15 protein-coding genes are annotated in these 14190 nt (G+C 60.6%); 11 read left to right on the top strand and 4 right to left on the bottom strand.

All coding sequences use genetic code 11. From position 1 onward, the window contains the following. The first annotated feature begins 25 nt into the window (after positions 1–25). The 6 genes from IAU67_RS05155 (at position 26) to IAU67_RS05130 (ending at position 6411) form a co-directional block, all read left to right on the top strand. Complete coding sequence (locus IAU67_RS05155) at positions 26–2812, top strand: FtsK/SpoIIIE family DNA translocase (RefSeq protein WP_151841647.1); 2787 nt, start codon at positions 26–28, stop codon at positions 2810–2812. Positions 2813–3001: 189 nt separating this feature from the next. Next, the gene (locus IAU67_RS05150) at positions 3002–4003 is read left to right on the top strand and encodes a TerC family protein (protein ID WP_151841646.1); all 1002 of its coding nucleotides are present in this window, start codon (positions 3002–3004) and stop codon (positions 4001–4003) included. Positions 4004–4005: 2 nt separating this feature from the next. Next, positions 4006–4602, top strand: a complete 597-nt coding sequence (gene pgsA, locus IAU67_RS05145; protein ID WP_151841645.1) for a CDP-diacylglycerol--glycerol-3-phosphate 3-phosphatidyltransferase — start codon at positions 4006–4008, stop codon at positions 4600–4602. Then, complete coding sequence (locus tag IAU67_RS05140; RefSeq protein ID WP_151841644.1) at positions 4595–5122, top strand: CinA family protein; 528 nt, start codon at positions 4595–4597, stop codon at positions 5120–5122. The genes pgsA and IAU67_RS05140 overlap by 8 nt, the downstream gene beginning before the upstream one ends. A gap of 38 nt (positions 5123–5160) precedes the next feature. Continuing rightward, on the top strand, positions 5161–5520 hold the full coding sequence (locus IAU67_RS05135; protein ID WP_151841643.1) for a helix-turn-helix domain-containing protein: 360 nt from the start codon (positions 5161–5163) through the stop codon (positions 5518–5520). A 51-nt stretch (positions 5521–5571) separates the two neighbouring features. Further along, positions 5572–6411: a PspA/IM30 family protein gene (locus tag IAU67_RS05130; RefSeq protein ID WP_151841642.1), complete on the top strand. Its 840-nt coding sequence runs from the start codon at positions 5572–5574 to the stop codon at positions 6409–6411. A 3-nt stretch (positions 6412–6414) separates the two neighbouring features. Here the strand turns inward: IAU67_RS05130 and IAU67_RS05125 are convergent, their stop codons facing one another. From IAU67_RS05125 to IAU67_RS05115, 3 genes are read right to left on the bottom strand one after another with little or no spacing between them, the layout of a single operon-like run. Continuing rightward, the gene (locus IAU67_RS05125) at positions 6415–7059 is read right to left on the bottom strand and encodes an energy-coupling factor transporter transmembrane component T family protein (RefSeq protein WP_225723447.1); all 645 of its coding nucleotides are present in this window, start codon (positions 7057–7059) and stop codon (positions 6415–6417) included. Further along, entirely contained in the window at positions 7056–7766 is a 711-nt protein-coding gene (locus IAU67_RS05120) for an energy-coupling factor ABC transporter ATP-binding protein (RefSeq protein ID WP_151841641.1), read from the bottom strand. Before IAU67_RS05120 ends, IAU67_RS05125 begins: the two co-directional genes overlap by 4 nt. 3 nt (positions 7767–7769) lie before the next feature. Beyond that, positions 7770–8363, bottom strand: coding sequence for a biotin transporter BioY (locus IAU67_RS05115; RefSeq protein WP_187767859.1), 594 nt, complete (start codon positions 8361–8363; stop codon positions 7770–7772). Between the two features lie 86 nt (positions 8364–8449). Between IAU67_RS05115 and IAU67_RS05110 the strand changes: the two genes are divergently transcribed. The 5 genes from IAU67_RS05110 (at position 8450) to IAU67_RS05090 (ending at position 12847) form a co-directional block, all read left to right on the top strand. Continuing rightward, on the top strand, positions 8450–8665 hold the full coding sequence (locus IAU67_RS05110) for a DUF3046 domain-containing protein (protein WP_151842392.1): 216 nt from the start codon (positions 8450–8452) through the stop codon (positions 8663–8665). 190 nt (positions 8666–8855) lie between these two features. Beyond that, a complete protein-coding gene (recA, locus tag IAU67_RS05105) occupies positions 8856–9974 on the top strand; it encodes a recombinase RecA (protein ID WP_151841639.1) in 1119 nt (372 codons plus the stop codon). A gap of 5 nt (positions 9975–9979) precedes the next feature. Then, positions 9980–10576, top strand: coding sequence for a recombination regulator RecX (recX, locus tag IAU67_RS05100; protein ID WP_151841638.1), 597 nt, complete (start codon positions 9980–9982; stop codon positions 10574–10576). Positions 10577–10617: 41 nt separating this feature from the next. Then, the gene (gene miaB / locus IAU67_RS05095) at positions 10618–12150 is read left to right on the top strand and encodes a tRNA (N6-isopentenyl adenosine(37)-C2)-methylthiotransferase MiaB (RefSeq protein WP_151842391.1); all 1533 of its coding nucleotides are present in this window, start codon (positions 10618–10620) and stop codon (positions 12148–12150) included. Continuing rightward, positions 12143–12847, top strand: coding sequence for an Rv2732c family membrane protein (locus IAU67_RS05090; RefSeq protein ID WP_151841637.1), 705 nt, complete (start codon positions 12143–12145; stop codon positions 12845–12847). Before miaB ends, IAU67_RS05090 begins: the two co-directional genes overlap by 8 nt. On the opposite strand, the gene IAU67_RS05085 is transcribed toward IAU67_RS05090, so the two are convergent. After that, positions 12844–14184 (bottom strand): DUF349 domain-containing protein, encoded by a 1341-nt coding sequence (locus tag IAU67_RS05085; protein ID WP_151841636.1) that lies wholly within the window; start codon positions 14182–14184, stop codon positions 12844–12846. The two genes, IAU67_RS05090 and IAU67_RS05085, sit on opposite strands and share 4 nt — an antisense overlap. Positions 14185–14190 lie beyond the last annotated feature (6 nt).

Here is a 14190-nt window from a genome sequence, read left to right as displayed (position 1 = left end):
GGCACTTGCGACTAGAGTGGAGCGCATGACTGCCAGTAGCCGCCATCCGCAGAAGAAATCGCCCCGGGATTACCGCACCGAGGCCTATGACACCTCGGATTTTCAGCGTACCGGCAGCGCGTTTTCCGCAGTCGGTGCTCTGTTCGGAGGCACGGCGCGTGGACTTGGCTCCTTGACTCGTCGCGCGATGCCCGACCGCGGGGGATATGAGGATGACCACGACTTTTTTGAGGAGACCGACACAGAGGTTATGACGCCGAAGAAGCAGCGCACATCACCCCGCTTCGCTAAAAAGGAGCCACCCGTTGTGGAGCCTGAGGACGAGGAACTCGATGAACCGTCAGGCGTCACGCGTCTGGGCGGAGGGCACGACGGCCCGGCCCTAGCGCTGTTCGCCTTGGCGCTGATCGTCGCCGGAACCCTGTGGTTTACCGTCGGCGGCACCGTGGGTACCGTGGTGTCCGGCATCTTCACGTGGTTCGTGGGCGCAGGCGCCTACATCATCCCAGTCATCCTGCTTGCGGCTGGATGGATCCTGATGGTGGGCATCGACGTGACCCAACGCTCCCTGGGGCGTATTGGCCTCGGCACCGGACTCATTGCGCTGTCCTGCCTGGGCATCATGCACATCGTCGCGGGGCTGCCCACGGAATCGGAACCACGGGCCTCCGCCGGTGGCATCATCGGGCAATTCGTAGGAACGCCCCTGAGCGTGGGCTTTTCCAATTTCATCGCCATACCACTGCTCCTGCTCGCGATCGTGTACGGAGCGCTGCAGCTCACCGGCATGACGTTCGCCGAGGCCTTCCGCGCGAGCCGAGATTACCTGGGGCTTGGGCGTCGGGAATATGAGGATGACCACGCCGACGTCGACGATCTTTACGATGGCGTGGACGAGGAGCTCGACGCCGCCGTGTCCGAATCCCGTACCCCACGTGTACAGCGGAGGCAGCCGCGGGAGGTGGCCCCGGCGGATGAGACGTTGGTCCTGGACTTCTCTCGCAAGATGAAGGAGGAAGAAGAGCGGCCTAAGCGGAAACCTAAGCCAAAGCCTATGCCAGAACCGGAGCCGGAACCGGAACCTGAACCGGAGCGAGACGCAGTAGAGGACTCTCGGGAATCCATCAAGAAGGCGATCATCGCACGCTCGGGGATTGACGCCTCGGCGGTAAAGCCGAAGGAGGAGACTCCTGCGCCACGCGACGAAGCCGTGACCATGTTCGACGGCAGCAACTACCAGCTGCCCAGCGCCGACCTGCTGATCCCCGGTGAGGAATCGAAGGCCCGGAGTGACACCAACGATCGCATGATCGAGGCGATCTCCGCCGTGTTCGAAGAGTTTAACGTGGATGCCCACGTCACGGGCTTTTCCCGTGGGCCGACTGTCACGCGCTACGAGATTGAGCTCGGGCCGGGTGTGAAGGTCTCCAAGATCACCAACCTTCAGTCCAACTTGGCGTACGCCGTGGCTACCGACAACGTGCGTCTTCTGACGCCTATTCCGGGTAAGTCCGCGGTGGGCATCGAGGTTCCGAACACGGACCGCGAGATGGTGCGACTATCTGATGTGCTGCACGCACCGTCGGTCGTCGGTGACACGGATCCCACGCTGATTGGTTTAGGCAAGGACATCGAGGGCGACTTCGTGGCCTCTGCGGTGCAGAAAATGCCGCACCTTTTGGTTGCGGGTTCTACCGGCTCGGGTAAGTCCGCCTTCGTCAACTCCATGCTGGTGTCCTTGCTGACCCGCGCGACCCCGGAGGACGTGCGACTGATCCTGGTGGATCCGAAGATGGTTGAGCTCACGCCGTACGAGGGGATTCCGCACCTCATTACGCCAATTGTGACGGAGCCGAAGAAGGCTGCCGCCGCCCTGAATTGGCTGGTGGAGGAGATGGAGCAGCGGTACATGGATATGAAGGCCGCCCGTGTGCGCCACGTGAAGGACTTCAACCACAAGGTCCGCACAGGTGAGATCACGGCACCGCTTGGCTCCGAGCGCGTGTACCGTCCGTACCCGTTCATCATCTGTGTGGTCGACGAGCTCGCGGACCTCATGATGACCGCGCCGCGGGAGATCGAAGATTCCATTGTCCGCATTACCCAGAAGGCTCGTGCCGCCGGCATCCATTTGGTTCTGGCAACGCAGCGCCCATCGGTGGACGTGGTGACTGGTCTGATTAAGACCAACGTCCCGTCCCGCCTGGCGTTCGCTACGGCCTCCGGTACGGACTCCCGAGTGATCCTGGACCAGAGCGGCGCCGAAAAGCTCATCGGTATGGGTGATGGCCTGTTCATCCCGCAGGGTGCGGGCAAGCCGATGCGCATTCAGGGCGCCTTCGTCACCGACGAGGAAGTCCAGGCCGTGGTGGAAGCGGCCAAGGCGCAGGGCGAGCCGAACTACACCGAGGGCGTGACCGACGATAAATCTTCCGAGGCGAAGAAGGAGATCGACGCCGACATCGGCAACGATCTGGAGGACCTTCTGCAGGCTGTGGAGCTCGTGGTCACGGCCCAGCTGGGATCCACGTCGATGCTACAGCGCAAGTTGCGCATTGGATTTGCCAAGGCGGGACGCTTGATGGACCTGATGGAAACCCGCGGAGTGGTGGGGCCATCGGAAGGTTCTAAGGCGCGCGAGGTGCTGGTGAAGCCGGAAGAGTTGGATACGATTCTGTGGATGATCAAGGGCGCTGATCCTGCGGACGCTCCGAAGGAGGTACGCGACGAGATGGAGGAGAACGCCAGCCAGATCCAGGAGCGCAGTGACACCACCGTGGTGGACGCGGATCCAACCAAGGGTGTTTTTTAGTGTAGACTGGGCGATCGTTGGAGGGGAGTACCCCTAAGTACCCACGACAACGCTGATCGTCAACACGGCACTTTTACCCACACCATGAGGTAGAAAGTTCCCGGTCGCGTTGGCTACTCTTAACTCTGTGAGTGGCGGGGGAGACCTCCGGTTCTTTGACATACGTTCTAGTGACCGGAGGTCCTTTTTATGGAAGTGAATACCCTGACGTGGCTCATTACCTTTGCGGTAGTGGCCGGCTTCTTCATCTTTGATTTTTATAGCCACGTTCGGACTCCCCATGCGCCGACGATGAAAGAATCCGCCCTGTGGTCGCTGTTCTATATCGCGCTGGCCTTTGTATTTGGCGGATTCTTGTGGCTGACCTGGGGAGAGCCAGGCAACCCGCACCAGCACGGTGTGGAGTTTTTCACCGGCTTTATCACCGAAAAAGCCTTGAGTGTGGACAACCTCTTTGTGTTCGCGCTCATTATGTCCAGCTTTAAGATCCCGCGGGAATACCAGCAAAAGGTGCTCCTGTTCGGTATTGCCATCGCATTGGTGTGCCGAGGCCTGTTCATTTGGGCGGGTGCGGCTGTCATTAATGTCTGGTCCGATGTGTTCTACCTCTTCGGCATTTTCCTGCTGTGGACCGCTCTGAAATTGGTGATCGACGAGGTGCGTGGCACCGAGGACGAGGACCCCAACGACATGGTGGTGGTGAAACTCGCCCGCAAGTTCATCCCCGTGTCCGAGAAGTTCAACGGCGATAAGCTGCTGTTTAAGACTAAGGGCAAGACGATGGCCACTCCACTGCTCATCGCCCTGATCTGCATCGGCTTTGTGGACGTGTTGTTTGCACTGGACTCCATCCCCGCCATCTACGGCATCACTCAGGAGCCGTACATCGTGTTCACCACGAATGCTTTCGCCCTCCTGGGACTGCGGCAGCTGTACTTCCTGCTCGACGGATTGCTGGAGAAGCTCGTCTACCTGGGCTACGGTCTGGCGCTGATCCTCGGCTTTATCGGCGTGAAGCTGATTCTGCACGCCCTGCATGAAAACAATCTGCCGTTCATCAACGGCGGTGAGAATGTGTCCGTCTTTGAGTTCCCCACCGAGCTTTCGCTGCTTGTGATCGTGGGAATTCTGGCCGTGGTAACGATCCTTTCGCTGACCGTTGGCCGTAAGAAGGATGCGGTAGACTCTTAAGCGTGCACACGTCACAGGAATTATCACGCTCTAGCTTCGGTCGGTTTGTCCATTCGGTATCACTGCCCAACACGCTGACGGTTATTCGAATTGCAGTGATCCCGGTGTTCCTGTGGCTCATTCTGTCCTCCCAGGATTGGTCCACAGCCACCCAGCCGGATCTCACCATGCGCTGGTGGGCGCTCGGCGTATTTATCGCGCTGATGTTCACGGACCAACTAGATGGCTTCCTGGCACGGCGCTACCAGGTCATCACAGACTTCGGTAAGCTCGCGGACCCCATCGCGGATAAGGCCTTGATGATCTCCGCGTTCGTCAGCCTGAATATCCTGGGCGAGCTGTGGTGGTGGGTGACCGCCGTCATCGTGGTGCGGGAGCTGGGTATCACCGTGTGGCGTATGATTTTGGCGCGCCGTGGAAAAGTGGTGCCGGCGTCGAAGGGCGGAAAGCTCAAGACCGTCCTGCAGACGGTGGCAGTGGCGTTGTTCATCCTCCCGGCGGCCGGTTTCTGGCATGTTGCCGCGGTGGTTTTTATGGCACTGGCCGTGGCGCAGACCGTGATCACGGGCGTGCAGTACCTGGTGGATTCGCGTGATTAACCCCCAGGCCTCTGCGTTGGTTGAGAGATGCCAGTCCACGGGCATCACTGTGGCTACCGCGGAATCGCTCACGGCGGGGCTATGCGCCGCGACGATCGCGGAGGTACCCGGCGCCTCGGCGGTGCTTCGCGGTGGGGTGATTGTCTACGCCACCGAGCTTAAGGAAACCCTTGCCGGGGTGGATGCGCAGCTTTTAGACACTGAGGGTCCGGTCTCTTCAGCGGTCGCTGCGGCACTGGCCCGAGGCGCCGCCGAGGGCTGCGGAGCCACGCTCGGGATCGGCATCACCGGGGTGGCAGGGCCCGAACCCCAGGACGGGCACCCGGTGGGAGAGGTCTATGTGGCCGTGGTTCATCCAGGCGGTGAGTCTGTCCGTTGTATTCAGGATGAATATGAGGACCTCGTGCACAAAGGGGTGCTTAATGACCTGGACCCGGAGGAGGTCCGCGCACGCGTGCGCAGCCTCGCCGTGGACTGTGCGCTCTTCGATGCCTTACGTCTGACAGATCGCGTACACTGATGGGAACAAATCAGACCCGTGGAGCGTTGGGATAAGTGATGACTCAAAATACACTGCTTCTGGAACAGAAGAATACGGCGCAGGCCGCCAAGGTTGAATCACATGCGCCACACATGCCCGCCGCTAATGAACCTCTTCTCCGAGAGGCGCTGGGAGCCACGCTGCGTGACTATCGTGCGCACTCGGGCTTCACCCTTCGTGAGTTGGCGTCCCTGGCGAGCGTGTCCCCGGGCTACCTCTCCGAGCTTGAGCGTGGGTGCAAGGAAGTCTCTTCCGAGCTGTTGGCCAGCGTCTGCCACGCCATGGGCGTGAGTGTAGCGACGATCATCATCGAAGCTGCCTCGATGATGGCTCTGGACGCCGCTGCCGCTGAACTCGCTGCGTCTGTCACACGCTAAGCTTGAGTAATACAGTTGATTCGTACATTGTGAGCTAGGAGCCCACCAACAATGGCAAACCCTTTCGTAAAGGCGTGGAAGTACCTCATGGCGCTGTTCGACAGCAAAATTGAGGAAAACGCCGATCCGAAAATCCAGATCGAGCAAGCCATCCAGGAAGCACAGCGCCAGCATCAGGCGCTCAGCCAGCAGGCAGCAGCCGTGATCGGCAACCAGCGACAGCTGGAAATGAAGCTGAACCGCCAGCTCGAAGAAGTAGAGAAGCTGCAGAAAAACACCAAGCAGGCTCTCACCTTGTCTGACAAGGCGCGCGCCGAAGGAAACACTCAGAAGGCGACGGAATACGAAAACGCCGCCGAGGCCTTCGCCGCCCAGCTCGTTACCGCCGAGCAGTCCGTCGAGGACTTGAAGAGCCTGCACGACCAATCTTTGCAGCAAGCAGCCCAGGCGAAACAGGCTGTGGAGCGCAACTCCATGCAGCTGCAGCAGAAGGCTGCGGAGCGGACCAAACTGCTCAGCCAGCTGGAGCAGGCGAAGATGCAGGAGAAGGTAGCGGACTCGCTGAAGTCCATGAACCAGATCACCGGCGGCTCTACTCCTAACCTTGACCAGGTGCGCGAGAAGATTGAGGCTCGTTATGCCAACGCACTGGGTGCCTCTGAGCTGGCCCAGAACTCCGTTCAGGGCCGCATGGCTGAGGTGGAGCAGGCGGGCATCCAGATGGCCGGTCACTCCCGGCTGGAGGAGATTCGCGCGCAGATGAACGGCGGAGGACACGCCGCGGTGGAGTCTTCTGAGACTCAGGCGGCCATCGAGCAGGGACAGCCTCAGGTTAACGATGTTGCTGACGACGCCGTGGCGCGCCGTATGCGTGAGCTTCGCGGCGAATAGAAACTAGTCGTCCACACCGCGGCTGATCATCGCTTCCCCCAGGGCCTTGGCTCGCACCAAGGTTCGCACCATGAGGGGGATGCCGAAGGCCGTGAGAGCGCGACCAGGGCCCGTGAGACCACGGGCCCTTTGTGCTTCCAGGACCTCAGAGGCCGTGCCCAGCATCAGGGGGATCAGCCGAAGCGTAAGGCTAAAGGCAAGGACGATGGAGTCCACGGGCAGGCCGATGCGTGCGAACGGGCGGAGTGCTGTCTCGAGTGCATCCATCATGTCGGCCACGGTGGTGGTGAGCGTCACCAGAGTTGCTGCAACGACCGCTGAATAGACTCCCAGAATGCTCACCACTCCAGCGAGCACGCCGCTGCGCCAGGCCAGCAGAGCGCCGAAGGGGACGATAAGAACTAATGGCCCGAGGAGCTGGCCACATGCCGTGGCCAGCGGGATGCGTGCAAGAACGTAGCCCCCAAGAGCCAGGCCAAGCGCCGCCGCGCCGCAGGCCAGAGCCCACACAGGCGGGGAGTGGTGGATGGCCAGCGTGCTGACTACCAAGAACAGAATCAAGCCCAGCATCTTGTGCCCCGGCCGGGCGCGATGCAGCACTGTATCACCGGGGACATACACGCCGAGTGGCACATTGTGCGCGCTCACACGTCCTCCGCCTCTTGGCGCTCGACATAACGCTCGATGACCTCGCCCGGGCTGGAGTGCAGAGAATCGTCCACCAGCCGGGAATCCTCGAAGCAGAGAATGCGGTCGTAGTCGTGAATGAAGTCAAGATCGTGCGAAATGACTAGCATTTGTTGGTCGAGTGCGCTGAAGGTACGGGAGACCCGGCGTCGATTTTTAAGATCCAAGAAGGTGCTCGGCTCATCCGCAACAATGACTGACGGCTCCATCACCAGGACCGAGGCGAGGGCGAGCAGTTGCTTCTCGCCGCCGGAGAGGGAGTGGGGAGAGGCATCGGCCAGATGGGTGAGCCCCAGGCGCTCCATCACGGCCTTTGTGCGGGTGCGGACCTCGTGTTGTGGGAGCTTGAAACGCCGGAGGGACAGGGCGATGTCCTCTTCGACGGTGGGCATGATGATCTGGTTGTCGGCGTCGGAGAAAATGAAGCCCACCTGGCGGCGGACGTCACGCGAGTGGCGGGCGACGTCGGTTCCGTTGACGGTGACTGAGCCCGCGGTGGGCTTGGTGAGCCCGTTGATCAGCCGGACGAAGGTGGACTTGCCGGACCCGTTGGTGCCGATGATCCCGATTCTGTGTTCGGTCAGAGTGAGCGTGAGAGGACTGAGGATGGTGCGGGGTGTGGGATGGTGTACGCGGACTTCGGCGTCGGTAAAGGTGAGTGTGGGCATGGTTTAAGCCTGCGATGGCTGTGTGTGGACCGACGGCACCAGATCAGGCACGGCCTTGACCACAGCAGTGGTGATGGCCGCTGCGGCGATGATTTTTACAACGCCGCCGAAGACGAAGGGGCCGTTCGACGCAATGGCGTCCACGAGGGGCATGTCCAGGCGGATAACGAGGCCGATGGAGCCGCAGAGGTATTGGACAAGAATGCCTACGGCGCCGGCGCAAAGGTACCAGAGGAAGCGAACGCCGCTCTTTGTGGGGACACGCTCGGCGATCCAGCCCACGATCAGTGCGGAGACAATATAGCCCACCAGATAGCCAACAGTGGGGCCGGGGAGAGCGGACAGAGTGGTGCGCCAGCCCGCAAGGTTCGGGATACCGACGAGGCCCACAGCGAGGAACAAAATGGTGGCGAGGCTTCCGCGGCGCAGACCCAGAATCAGACCGGCGAGAATGGGGCCCACATTTTGGAGCACAATGGGGACGCCCAGGGAGCCTACGGGGATGGACACGGCCCCTAAGGCGATGATGAGGGCGGCGAACACGGCGATGTAGGCGAGGTCGACGGCGCTGAACGAGGACGTGCGGTGTGTAGTCATGGATTTAATATAGAGCGCCGCTGAACGGTGTTCAACTGGTCTGTCGTGCGCGGGCTGATCGGTGGCCTCGTGTTATGTTCGAAGGCATGCGCAGGACGGAGTTCGACAGGTTAGTTAGGGGCGAGTTCGGGAGCTCGTTTGCCGCATGGATCGAAGGGACTCACGTGATTTCCAGCCTGGGGGATACTGCGGGGCATCTCATCGAACAGGGGTACGACCTTCGGCAAGTGTGGGAGGGGCTTTGTGAGGACTTCGATGTTCCTGAATCGCGCCAGCTCGGTGAGGATGTCGAGGGGTTTTAAAGTAAAGTGTGACGGTGTACGGGTGCCTGTTTATTTTCGAACACAGGTTCGTGTATTATGGTGGTATTCGAACACGAGTGTAGGGCCTGTGGGCTACAACTAGAACACAGAAGAATTAAAAACTATGAACCTTTTCCGCCTCAGCGCAGTCTAACGATGTAGCAGGACGGACAACCCGAAAGGAACTACTATGCCTCCAAAGAAGAAGGCCAGCGCGGCAGGCTCCAACGATCGGACGAAGGCGCTTGATCTTGCGATGCAGCAAATCGAGAAGGACTTCGGCAAAGGCGCGATCATGCGCCTCGGAGACGATGAGCGTCCACCGATCAGTGCCATCTCTACGGGCAATATCGCGATCAACGTAGCACTGGGCATCGGCGGTTTCCCCCGCGGGCGTGTGGTTGAGGTCTATGGTCCGGAATCCTCGGGTAAGACCACCGTTGCCTTGCATGCCATTGCCGAGGCACAACGTGCCGGTGGTATTGCTGCCTTTATCGACGCCGAGCATGCGTTGGATCCGGAGTACGCCCGAGTGTTGGGTGTGGATACGGACGCGCTGTTGGTGTCCCAACCCGATACCGGGGAGCAGGCGCTGGAGATCGCAGACATGCTTGTTCGCTCAGGTGCGATCGACATTATCGTGATTGACTCCGTGGCGGCACTGACGCCGAAGGCTGAAATCGATGGAGACATGGGTGACTCCCACGTGGGACTGCAGGCAAGGCTGATGAGCCAGGCGCTGCGCAAGATGACGGGCGCTCTTCACCAAACCGGCACCACGGCGATTTTCATCAACCAGCTGCGCGAGAAGATTGGCGTGATGTTCGGATCGCCGGAGACCACTACCGGTGGTAAGGCCCTGAAGTTCTACGCGTCCGTGCGCTGCGACATTCGTCGCATCCAGGCACTGAAGGACGGTACGGATGTGGTGGGTAACCGCACGCGTCTCAAGGTCGTGAAGAACAAGGTGTCCCCACCATTCAAGGTGGCCGAGTTCGACATCCTCTACGGAGAAGGCATCTCCCGCGAAGGATCCATCATCGATCTGGGCGTGGAAGCCGGCATCATCAAGAAGTCCGGAGCCTGGTTCACCTATGACGGCGACCAGCTGGGGCAGGGTAAGGAAAAGGCTCGCGACTTCCTGAAGAATAACCCGGATGTTGCCACGAAGCTGGAAGACCTGATTATGCAGGAGATGAAGGTCGGACCTTACGCGGTGAAGAAGGGATCCGCACCTGAGGAGGCAGTAGCTCCGGAGGATCAACCCATCGACCTGGCCCCAAGCTTCGATGACGAGGATGAAGACTAGCCACGATGGTGAAACCGTCTGCGGAGAAGATTGCTCAGCTGCGCTCAGCGATTGAACACTGGGACAGCCAGCATTCTGAACCTCTGATAGATCATGATGAGGAAGAACGCCTGGCCCCGATTAAGCGTAAGGCGGTTGCCCTTATCAACCATCGTGCGCGGAGTAGCTCTGAGCTGCGGAGCCGGCTACTCGACCAGGGCTTCGAGGAACCGTTGGTAGACCGCGTGGTGAACCTCTGTCTCAGCAACGGGATGATTGATGACCAGAGCTTTGCCCGTGAGTGGGTGCGGCAACGCAGCCGAAATCAGAAGAAGTCGGCTGCCGTGCTGCGTCGAGAATTGGCGCAGAAGGGGATCAGCGAACGCCAGATCGAGGACGCGCTCGAGCTCATTGATGAGGGGCAGCAACAATCCATCATGGAAGAGCTGATCGATAAAAAGGCACAATCGCTCACCCATTCGCCGGCTGACCGGAAAGAATACGACAAGTTCCTCCGACGCATGGTGGGTGTGGCGGCGCGACGCGGTTTCCCCCAAGGCGCTAGCGTGGCCTATGCGAAAGTGGCTCTGGAGCGCCGGATCGACGAGCTCGGTCAGCCTTAGGGTTTTCGAGCATAACTAGAGTAGGATCGAGTCCCGTGGCATTGACGACAAATTCGGGTACAAACAACGCAACTGAGCCAACTCCACGTACCTACGAGGTGCGTACCTTCGGCTGTCAGATGAATGTGCACGACTCAGAACGTCTTTCTGGCATGCTCGAAGACTCCGGGTACATCCCCGTACCTGAGGGGGACACCCCCGACGTAGTGGTGTTCAACACCTGCGCTGTTCGAGAAAATGCAGATAACCGACTGTACGGAACGCTCGGCCAGATGAAAGGGGTGAAGGAAAAGCACCCCGGGATGCAGATCGCCGTCGGCGGCTGCATGGCCCAAAAGGACAAGCAAACCGTGGTGGACAAGGCCCCCTGGGTCGATGTGGTGTTCGGCACCCACAACCTCGGCGCCCTGCCCACGCTGCTGGAGCGCAGCGCGCACAACCATCGAGCCGAAGTGGAAATCGTGGACGCGCTGGAAGAATTTCCCTCCGTGCTGCCTGCGAAGCGCGAATCGGCCTACGCCGGATGGGTGTCCGTGTCCGTCGGCTGCAACAACACGTGCACCTTCTGTATTGTGCCCTCCTTGCGTGGCAAGGAACAGGACCGGCGCCCCGGAGACATCCTCGCTGAAGTGCAGGCGCTGGTGGACCAGGGTGTTTCTGAGATCACGCTGCTGGGGCAAAATGTCAACGCCTACGGAGTAAACTTCTCCGATCCCGACCTTGAGCGGGACAGGGGAGCGTTCGCCAAGTTGCTGCGAGCCTGTGGTGAGATCGAGGGCTTGGAACGCCTCCGCTTTACGAGCCCTCATCCCGCGGAGTTCACCGATGACGTGATCGACGCTATGGCGGACACGCCTGCGGTGTGCCCGCAGCTGCACATGCCTCTGCAGTCAGGATCTGACAAGGTCCTCAAGGAGATGAAGCGCTCCTACCGGTCCAAGAAGTTCCTTGGCATCTTGGAACGCGTCCGCGAGCGCATTCCACACGCCGCCATCACCACGGACATCATCGTGGGCTTCCCCGGCGAAACAGAAGAAGATTTCCAGGAGACCCTGCGGGTGGTGGAAGAGTCTCGCTTTACCAGCGCGTACACCTTCCAGTACTCGCCTCGCCCGGGAACCCCCGCCGCTGATTATGAAGGCCAGGTGCCGAAGGCCGTGGTTCAGGACCGCTACGAGCGTTTAGTGGCAGTACAGGAACGCATCTGCAAGGAGGAAAACGCCAAGCTGATCGGCACCCGGCAGGAACTGCTGGTCCAGGCCACCGGCGGCCGAAAGAATGACCAGACCCACCGCATGACCGGTCGTGCCCGCGACGGCCGCCTGGTGCACTTCACACCCATTGACGGCATCCGCCCGGGCGATATTGTTGAGGTAGAGATCACGGAATCCGCTCCGTACTTCTTGACCGCGGACGCCGGGGTGCTCAGCCACCGCAAGACCAAGGCTGGAGACATGTCCGAAGCCGGACAGACTCCGACCACCGCGCCCGTGGGGGTGGGCCTCGGTTTGCCATCCATTGGAAAGCCACTATCCGTACAACAACCACTCAAGGGAGGATGCGGTTGTGACTAAAAAACGCACCCAGAAAACGCCCACCTACCGAACCATCGACGAAGCGTTAGAGACGTATAAGGACGACCTTGCCGGCGCTGAAAAGAAGCTCAACCGCGACATTAACTACACGGCCTTCTTGCCCGCCATGGCGTGCGGACTGCTGGCCGTGTTTCTCGCGTTCTTCCTGCCTCACTCCGGTGACGTGCATGGATACGACGTCCTTTTCGACACGTCGGTGGCGCGGCAGTTCGCAACCACCAACCCAGAGCGGATTTACAGCTGGCTTGCCCTGACTGGCGGTGTGCTCCTCACCTTGGCCACTATCTTTACCCGAGACTGGATTGTCGCCTGGGCTAACTGGGCCGTCGCCGGCGTGGGATGGTTCTACTCCATCATCGCGATCTGGATGCGTCAGTCCCGGCCCACCGCGCCTGTCAATGATCCCCTGCTGTACGGAGACGGACCCAGCTATGGGTTGATCCTCGCGCTGCTCGGCATGACCACCCTCTTTGCGACGCTGAGTGTGCTGCTATTCCGCCGCAGCCCTCTGCAAAAAGCTATCGCTCGCGCGCGGCGGGAAGAGGCCAGCAAAGATGAAGAGGCACTGCTTAAGCAGCAGCGCCTACGCACTGGCCTGAAGCCTCATGCACAGGCCGAGATCGTGGATGACCGTCGCCAGCGCGTGCGCCAGCGACGCGAACAGACCGGGGATTAATTCTCGAGCGCGTCGGTGGCCGCCTGAGCCCATTGGCTCCACTGCGCGGCCTGCTCACGCAGTTGTGCGGCACGGGCACTGTCGCCCCGAGACTCGGCCGCCGCAGCCTCACCGTTGAGTTGATCTACTTTGGCTTGGAATTGTGCGGCTCGGGACTGCACCTCTGGATCAGTCTTTCGCCACTGAGCCTCTTCCGCCTCAGAGACCCTGCGCTCGAGCTGGGCAATTTTGTCCTCAAATTCGCGGACGCGGTTGCGCGGAACAAAGCCAATCTCTTCCCACTTATCCTGAAGGTCCCGAAGAGCAGACTTTGCCTTGTCGAGGCCATTGTCTGGGTTGATCTTCGCGTCGAATTCATCCAACAACGCCTGCTTCCGGGTGGCATTGGCCGCAAACTCCTCGTCCCGCTTGGAGTTCTCCGCCGCGCGTGCGTCAAAGAACTTGTCCTGAGCAGCGCGGAACTTCTCCCACAGCGCATCATCAGCGGCTCGCGGCGCTCGGCCAGCTGCCTTCCACTCCCGCATGAGATCCTTGTAGGCCCGTGCCGTGTCGGCCCAGTCGGTCGAGTCAGACAAAGCCTCAGCGCGTTCAACCAGGGATTCCTTGATGCGCTTAGAATGCGCGCGAGCCTTATCGAGGTCAGAGAAGTGGGAACCGCGGCGCTTGTTAAAGGCCTCGCGGCCGGAAGAAAAACGCTCCCACAGGGCATCATCAGTGGCGCGATCCACACCTCGGATGCTCTTCCATTCCTCCAGCATCGCGTGGAACCGGTCACCTGTGCGCTTCCAGTCCGTGGATTCCGCACCCAGCTTCTCGGCCTCGTCAGCCAGACGCTCCTTCGCGGCCACGGCCTGCTCCCGGCGCTCAACCTTGTTCTGCTCAGCCTGGCGCTCTGTTCCAAAGCTCTGCTCGATGATCGCGGCGAGGCGCTGATCCAAGGAATCGAGATCCCCGATCACTGCGGCAGTAGGCAAGCTTTCCTTCACATGCGTGGCATCCTGACGAATGCGTGCCGCCTCCTCGGGGTGGGTGTCCAAGCGGGCCTCAAGGAGCGCAATCTCGGTGGAGAGATCATCGAAGCGTGCGCCGAAGTGCGCCAGTCCCTCTTCTGGCGTTCCGGCCTTGTACACGCCAACCTTGCGTTCTCCGGCGGAGGTGTTTACCCACGCCGTGCCGTCGGCGTCGACCCGCCCAAAGGCGGAAGGGTCAGACTGGCGCGCCACCGCTGGAGATACCCGCGGCAGTGGGCCCCGCCGTCCAGCAGCCGTGGGCCCCGGCTTCGGGGCGGGCTTCGGACCTGGTTTGGGCCGAGGGGAAGGATTCTGCGGTGTGGTCATAGTCAA

Origin of the sequence: Corynebacterium zhongnanshanii (assembly GCF_014490575.1) — a bacterium.
GTDB classification, from domain to species: Bacteria; Actinomycetota; Actinomycetes; order Mycobacteriales; family Mycobacteriaceae; genus Corynebacterium; species Corynebacterium zhongnanshanii.
This window is presented reverse-complemented; position numbering and strand designations above follow the sequence as displayed.